The following is a 6564-nucleotide window of genomic DNA, read 5'->3' on the forward strand; positions in this document are numbered from 1 at the left end:
ACCCGTGACCTCGACGGGCGCGTGCTAGCGGCGCACGTCGACGACGGTCCGACCGTGCACGGTGCCCGCGAGGATGCCGGCAGCGGCGTCGAAGGCCGCCTCCAGCGGAATGACCTGGGTGAGGTGGTCGAGCAGGCTCAGGTCGAGGTCCGTGGCCAGCCGGCGCCAGGCCTCCTCGCGCTGGGGGAGCGGGGCCTCGACCGAGTTGATCCCGATCAGGCTGACGGCGCGCAGGATGAACGGCATGACCGTGGCGGGGAGGTCGGCTCCCTGGGCCAGGCCGCAGGCGGTGACCGTTCCGCCGTAGTTCGTCTGGGCGAGCACGTTGGCAAGGGTGACGCTGCCGACCGAATCGACGGCCCCGGCCCAGCGCTGGCCCTGCAGCGGCTTCCCGGCCTCGCTGAGGGTGGCGCGGTCGACGAGTTCGACGGCGCCGAGCCCGCGCAGGTAGTCGCCGAGCTCGTCGATGCGGCCGGTCGACGCGTGCACCTGGTAGCCGCGGGCGGCGAGCAGCACCACCGCGACACTGCCGACTCCGCCGGCCGCGCCGGTCACCAGCACGGTGCCGGATTCCGGCGTCACCCCGCCGCGTTCGAGGCCGATCACGGAGAGCATGGCGGTGAAGCCGGCCGTGCCGATCGCCGCGGCCTGAACGGCGCTGATACCCTGTGGCAGCCGGACCAGGAAGTCTCCCGACACGCGGGCCCGCTCGGCCAGCCCGCCGTGGTGGCTCTCGCTCAGGCCGGCCCCGTTCAGGATGACCGGGTCTCCGACCGACCAGCGCGGGTCGGCGCTCTGCTCGACCGTTCCGACCAGGTCGATGCCGGCGATCAGCGGCCAGGCGCGCACGACCCCGGGGCGGCCCATCAGGGCCAGGCCGTCCTTGTAATTGATGCTCGAGTAATCGACCGCGATGGTGACGTCGCCCGGCATCAGGAAGCCGTCGTCCACCACGCGGAGGGCCGCGCTCTGTGCCTTCTTGCCCTCGGCGTTTTCGGTGCGGTCAACCACGATGGCCCGGAACTCAGTCTCAATACCCATGCGTCGAGACTACGTGGGCGCCCGGGTCACCTGGCCCGTGGTCAGGTGACGTCGCGCTTCCAGCTGACCGCATACCCGATCACGGTCGCCGCGACCGCGTAGGCCAGGAGCACCAGCCCGCCCTGCCACCACTCGAGCATCGCAGCCGGGGAGCCTCCCGGTGCGGCGAGGGTGAAGAAGCTCGCGCCGACCAGGGCGTCGGAGGCGGCGCCGGGCAGGTAGTTGCCGATGCCCTGCGTCACCTCGGTGAACAACGACGCGAAGCGCAGCAGCGGTTCGACGAACTGGGTGAAGGCGAGCACGATGACGATCGACGCCACCTGGCTGGGCACGAGCACGCCGAGGCCGACCCCGATGGTCGACCAGACGGCCATGGCGAGCACCGTGCGGCCGAACAGTGCCCAGGTGGCGCTATCGGCCAGCAGTGGGTCGACGTCGAACGCGTTGATGACGAGCGCGCCGACGCCGACGGATGCGAGCAGCGCGACGACCCCGAAGAACGCACCGACCACGAAGAGAGTGACCGTCTTGGCGCCGAGCACCTGGGCCCGCCGGGGATTGGCGAGGAACGTGGGGGTGAGGGTCTGGTGCCGGAACTCGCCGGTGGTGGACAGAGCCCCGAGCAGAACCGGGAAGACATAGCCGACGGATGACGCGAAGCTGTAGATCAGGGGTGGGAGGCTGCCGAACCCGGCGAGTCCCTGGGATCCGGTACCGGCGGCATCCGGGCTGATCACGCCGCTCTCGATTCCCGCGAACAGTGCCGCGAGGCCGCCGGCGAGCAGGGCGATGTAGCCGAACATCACCGCGGCGAGGACCCACCACATGCGCGTTGTGCCGAGCTTGGCGAACTCGGCGCCGATGGCGCGGCTGAAGGAGGTCATCGTGACTCGCCTCTCTCTGTGCTGCTATTCCCGGTCCCGGTCCCGGTCTCGTTCACGAGGGCGAGGAAGGCATCCTCGAGCCCTTTTCTCTCACGGTGCAGGGCGCTGAGTTCCACGCCCGCCGAGAACGCGATGTGCCCGATCAGGGCCGCGTCGGGAGCGGCGGCGAGCAGCCCGGTGCGCCCGACGGAGAACTCGATGCCGGCCCGGCCGAGGGCGGCAGCGAGAGCCGGGCGGTCGGGGGAGTCGACCAGGATGCGCGGCGCCGCCTCGGTCTCGAGGCTCGACAGGGTGCCTCGGTGCACGAGGGCCCCGCCCGCGATGATGATCACGTCGTCGACGCTCTGCTGCACCTCGGACAGCAGGTGGGAACTGACCAGGACCGTGCGACCCTCGTCGGCCATGGACCGGAGGAAACCGCGGATCCACTTGATCCCTTCCGGGTCGAGGCCGTTGATCGGCTCGTCGAGCACGAGCACGCCGGGATCGCCGAGCAGGGTGAAGGCCAGGCCGAGCCGCTGCCGCATGCCGAGGGAATAGCCGCCGACGCGCTGGGAGCCGTGCGCACCGAGTCCGACCGTGTGCAGCACGGCGTCGATGCGCGCGGCGGGCAGGCCCGCGGCGGTGGCGTAGACCGCGAGGTGGTTCCGGGCGGTGCGGCCGGGATGGAAGCTGGCCGCCTCGAGGGCGGCCCCGACGGTCTGCAACGGCCGCGGCAGGTCCCGGTAGCGGATGCCGCCGATCGTCGCCGTGCCGGACGTTGGCGCGACCAGCCCGAGCAGCATGCGCAGCGTGGTGGTCTTGCCGGCGCCGTTGGGGCCGAGGAAGCCGGTGACCCGGCCGGGCTCCACCGTGAAGGACAGCCTGTCCACCGCGGTGACGCTGCCGAATGTCTTGGTGATGCTACTGAACTCGATGACCGCGCCGACCGGCATCCGTTCCCCCTCCGTTGCTGAGGATCCCGCGCTGGTGATCGCACGCCGGAATCTGGCTCCAGCCTAGGGCGGATGCCGCCCGTCGCCCGTCAGCCGCGGAGGAAGTCGCGCAGCGCGCCGAGCAGCCGGGCCACCTCGTCACCGGTGCTGTACGGAGCGAGGCCGATTCGCAGGCCGCCACCGTCGTCGAGCCCGAGGTGCCGGGAGGCTTCGAGGGCGTAGAACGAGCCGGCCGGGGCGAGGATGCCGCGCGCCGCCAGGTAGCGGGACGCATCCGCGGCGTCGTGGTCGGCGAACGTGACCAGCACGGTCGGCGTGCGCACCGCGGCCCGGGAGTGCAGTCGTATCCCAGGCAGCTCCGCCAGGCCGGCCTCGCATTCGCCTCGCAGGGTCTCCTCGTGGTGCTCGAGGGCCCGGGAGGAGCGGATCAGGCGGTCCCGCCGGGAGGTCCCGGCCGAGCCGCCGCCGCCTTCGCCGCCGTCCTCGCTCCCACCCCCCGCTCCCGGTGCCGCCACCCTCGCCGAGACCGGCGAGGAAGTCGACGGCGGCCGTGACCCCGGCCAGCGTCTCGTAGGGGAGAGTGCCCAGCTCGAACCGCTCGGGCACCTGGTCGCTCGAGGGCGCCAGCTTGTCGGGATGGATCGATTCGAGCAGGGCGGGGGCGGCCGCGAGGATCCCGCAGTGGGGACCGAAGAACTTGTAGGCCGAGCAGACGAAGAAATCCGCCATGGCGCTCCGGAACCCGGTGACGGCGTCCTCCGCGTTCTGCTGGGAGGGACTTCCGGTTCCCCGGATCGAGAGCGGCCCGGTCCGGGTCGACGCGATCGCGGCCCCGACGCACAGCGGGGTCTGGGTGCCGCCCGGGCCGTCGAAGAAGGCCGTGCCGGTGGCGAGGGCGGGAAAGTCGGGTCGGATCTTCTGCGCATCAAAGGTCACACTGCATCCACTCACAGCCCCGCAGCGCGCCCCGGGGAAGCGGCCTGTGCACGGCGGCCGGTTTTAGGGCGTGGCCTTCGCGCGGGCCCGCGCATCAGCCTGGGCGTGGTCCGCGCAGGCCGGGGCCTCCGCGGCGACGCAGCCCGGGCAGACGACGAGCTGTTCCCGGCAGGAGACATCCCGGCAGTTGAGCATGTTCTTCGTCGGCTCGCCGCACACCAGGCAACGCCCGATCACGGCGGTGTGGTCGCTGAAGTCCAGGGACATCCGCTGGTCGAAGACGTAGAGCGAACCGTTCCAGAGGCCGTCGTCGCCGAAGGCCTCGCCGTAGCGCACCACGCCGCCGTCGAGCTGGTAGACCTCGCCGAAACCGCGCTCCGTCATCAGGGAACTGAGCACCTCGCAGCGGATGCCGCCGGTGCAGTAGGTGACGACGGGCTTGTCCTTGAGGTGGTCGTACTTGCCGCTCTCCAGCTCGGCCACGAACTCACGGGTGTTGGCGACATCCGGCACGATCGCGTTCTGGAAGCGGCCGATCCCGGCCTCGAACGCGTTGCGGCCGTCGAAGAACACGACGTCGTCGCCGCGCTCGCCGACGAGGGCGTGAAGCTCGGACGGGGAGAGCTTGGCGCCGCCGCCGACCACACCATTGGCGTCGACCCGCAACTCGCCGGGCGCGCCGAAACTCACGATCTCGTCCCGCACCTTCACGACCAGCCGAGGGAAGTCGAGGCTCAGGCCCTGCTCGTCGAGCCCGGTTCCCTCGCTCCACTTGACGTCGAGGTGCTTGAACGGGGCGTAGTCCCGGGTCTTGCGCAGGTAGCGCTTGATCGCGGGCAGGTCGCCGCCGACGGTGCCGTTGAGGCCGTCGGCGGAAATCAGGATGCGCCCACGCAGGCCCAGCGATTCGCAGAGGTCCCGCTGCCAGAGGCGCACGGCCTCGGGGTCGGCCAACGGGGTGAAGACGTAGTAGAGCAGGATCTTCGGAATGGCCACTGCTTCATTTTACGGAGTTCGCCGGCCGGGATCCCCCCGGTTGGAATGCCTCTGGGTGGTACCCGGGGTGGCCGGGTGGCTAAGCTTCTGGCAACCAATTGGAGTCCCCGTGGCCCAGAACGACCCTCTCTCCCGGTTCGGCGCAGTTCCGCTGTTCGTCCTGACCAGCACGGACATGACCGACGGCGCGCCCCTCTCCGCCCCGCAGTACGGCACCGCCTCCGACGGCCGGAACATCTCCCCGCAGCTGGAGTGGTCGGGATTCCCGGCCGACACGAAGAGTTTCGCGGTGACCATGTACGACCCGGATGCCCCGACCGGTTCCGGATTCTGGCATTGGGCCGTCTTCAACCTGCCGGCCGGCTGCGCGGCGCTGCCGGCTGATGCCGGCGCTCCGGGCGGGCGGCTGCTGCCGACGGATGCCGTGACCCTGCCCAATGAAGGGCGCCAGTCGGCTTTCGTCGGCGCGGGCCCTCCGGCCGGCACCGGCACGCACCGGTACCAGTTCATCGTGCACGCGGTCGATGTGCCCCGGCTCGACATCGATCCGGACTCCACGCCGGCCGTGCTGGGGTTCAACCTGCACTTCCACACCCTGGCCCGCGCGGTGCTCGAGGCCACCGGCGTGCACGGGGGAGCCGCCCTTAACCCCTGAGCCATGTCATCCCTAACCTGAGGTCTTCTCAGGTTGTTCACGGGCGGGCCTCCTACGGTTCTCGGGTGATCCAGAACTGCGACCCAGCCCGATGAGCCACCCGTCCCAGCCTCAGAAGCCCATCCAGCCGCAGGAGCACCGGGAAACCAGCCTGTCCCGGGTTCCGGTCTGGGCGTGGCGGGCGCTGATGCACCGGATCTCGACCGGCGAGCTGCACCGCTTCAACGCGGAGCCCATCGACGCCGTCGACTACCACTTCGACCTCGACTACGTGGGTGACGGCATCCGTGACCATCGCCTGGACGTGCTGGTGCCGCACGAGGCGCCGGGGCCGCTGCCGGTCTACGTCTATTTCCACGGCGGCGGCTGGACCTCGGGCGACAAGGCGCCGTTGACCAAGTACGCGGCCAGCCAGGCGGTCGACGGCATGATCGTCGTCAACGCGAACTACCGGATGGCGACACGTTTCCAACTGAAGCACATGCTGGACGACGGGAACGAGGTGCTGCGTTGGGTGGCGCGCCACATCGAGGAGTTCGGCGGCGACCCTCGCCGGATCGTGTTGGGCGGGGATTCCGCCGGCGGCCACATCGCGGCGCTTCTGGCCGCGTCGGCGTTCGACCCGGTTCTCGCGTCCTACTACGACCTCCGTCCCCAGGTGGCGCGGGAAGACCTGCGGGGACTGGTGCAGCACTGCAGCATCGCCGACATCTCGGTGATGTTCGAGCGCGGATTCGTGCTGAGCCTCAATTTTCTGCGGATCCTGCTGCCCGAGCGCGGCCGCGGGGTCGTGCTGCGCACCGCGGCCCGGTTCATGTCCCCGATCGAGTGGCTCGACAGCGGATTCCCGCCGGTGCTCGTGACCACCTCGGAGCGCGACTATTTCTACCGGGCGAACCTCAACTTCATCGCCGCGCTGCGCCGGCGCTCGATCGCGGTCGACACGCTGATCTATGACCGGAAGCAGGCCAACACCCGCCACACCTGGCAGCAGGACGCGGCGCATCCGGAATCGCAGGAGGTCTACCGCCGGCTGGGCGCCTTCGTGCGCCGCGTCGCCGGGGTGCCGGCCGCCGCGGCGGCTGTGGCGGCCGTGGCGGTAGCGGAGCGGCCCGCG

General features: G+C 70.7%; 7 protein-coding genes. 2 read left to right on the forward strand and 5 right to left on the reverse strand.

Annotation, left to right across the window (positions count from 1 at the left end; all coding sequences use genetic code 11):
* Nucleotides 1-24: 24 nt before the first annotated feature.
* From E3O67_RS00270 to E3O67_RS00290, 5 genes are all read right to left on the reverse strand, one after another.
* Nucleotides 25-1041: an MDR family oxidoreductase gene (locus E3O67_RS00270; protein WP_134428426.1), complete on the reverse strand. Its 1017-nt coding sequence runs from the start codon at nucleotides 1039-1041 to the stop codon at nucleotides 25-27.
* A 41-nt stretch (nucleotides 1042-1082) separates the two neighbouring features.
* Nucleotides 1083-1925, reverse strand: a complete 843-nt coding sequence (locus E3O67_RS00275; protein WP_135101338.1) for an ABC transporter permease — start codon at nucleotides 1923-1925, stop codon at nucleotides 1083-1085.
* On the reverse strand, nucleotides 1922-2860 hold the full coding sequence (locus tag E3O67_RS00280) for an ATP-binding cassette domain-containing protein (RefSeq protein WP_134428422.1): 939 nt from the start codon (nucleotides 2858-2860) through the stop codon (nucleotides 1922-1924). Before E3O67_RS00280 ends, E3O67_RS00275 begins: the two co-directional genes overlap by 4 nt.
* Before the next feature lie 89 nt (nucleotides 2861-2949).
* Nucleotides 2950-3375, reverse strand: coding sequence for an aminotransferase class V-fold PLP-dependent enzyme (locus E3O67_RS17275; protein WP_241981894.1), 426 nt, complete (start codon nucleotides 3373-3375; stop codon nucleotides 2950-2952).
* Nucleotides 3376-3859: 484 nt separating this feature from the next.
* Nucleotides 3860-4792: a rhodanese-related sulfurtransferase gene (locus E3O67_RS00290; protein WP_134428420.1), complete on the reverse strand. Its 933-nt coding sequence runs from the start codon at nucleotides 4790-4792 to the stop codon at nucleotides 3860-3862.
* A 109-nt stretch (nucleotides 4793-4901) separates the two neighbouring features.
* Here E3O67_RS00290 and E3O67_RS00295 point away from each other — a divergent pair, with 109 nt between their 5' ends.
* Both E3O67_RS00295 and E3O67_RS00300 read left to right on the forward strand, forming a co-directional pair.
* The gene (locus E3O67_RS00295; protein ID WP_338145383.1) at nucleotides 4902-5447 is read left to right on the forward strand and encodes a YbhB/YbcL family Raf kinase inhibitor-like protein; all 546 of its coding nucleotides are present in this window, start codon (nucleotides 4902-4904) and stop codon (nucleotides 5445-5447) included.
* Between the two features lie 91 nt (nucleotides 5448-5538).
* Nucleotides 5539-6564: alpha/beta hydrolase (locus E3O67_RS00300; RefSeq protein WP_241981895.1), on the forward strand; the 1026-nt coding region annotated here is incomplete at its 3' end.

Source organism: Cryobacterium sp. TMT3-29-2, from assembly GCF_004564305.1.
Classification (GTDB): domain Bacteria; phylum Actinomycetota; class Actinomycetes; order Actinomycetales; family Microbacteriaceae; genus Cryobacterium; species Cryobacterium sinapicolor.

Bases quoted from the DNA above. Each gene is read 5' to 3' on its own strand.
- E3O67_RS00280 (WP_134428422.1), bottom strand. From the start codon at position 2,860: ATGCCGGTCGGCGCGGTCATCGAGTTCAGTAGCATCACCAAGACATTC.
- E3O67_RS00270 (WP_134428426.1), bottom strand. From the start codon at position 1,041: ATGGGTATTGAGACTGAGTTCCGGGCCATCGTGGTTGACCGCACCGAA.
- E3O67_RS00275 (WP_135101338.1), bottom strand. From the start codon at position 1,925: ATGACCTCCTTCAGCCGCGCCATCGGCGCCGAGTTCGCCAAGCTCGGC.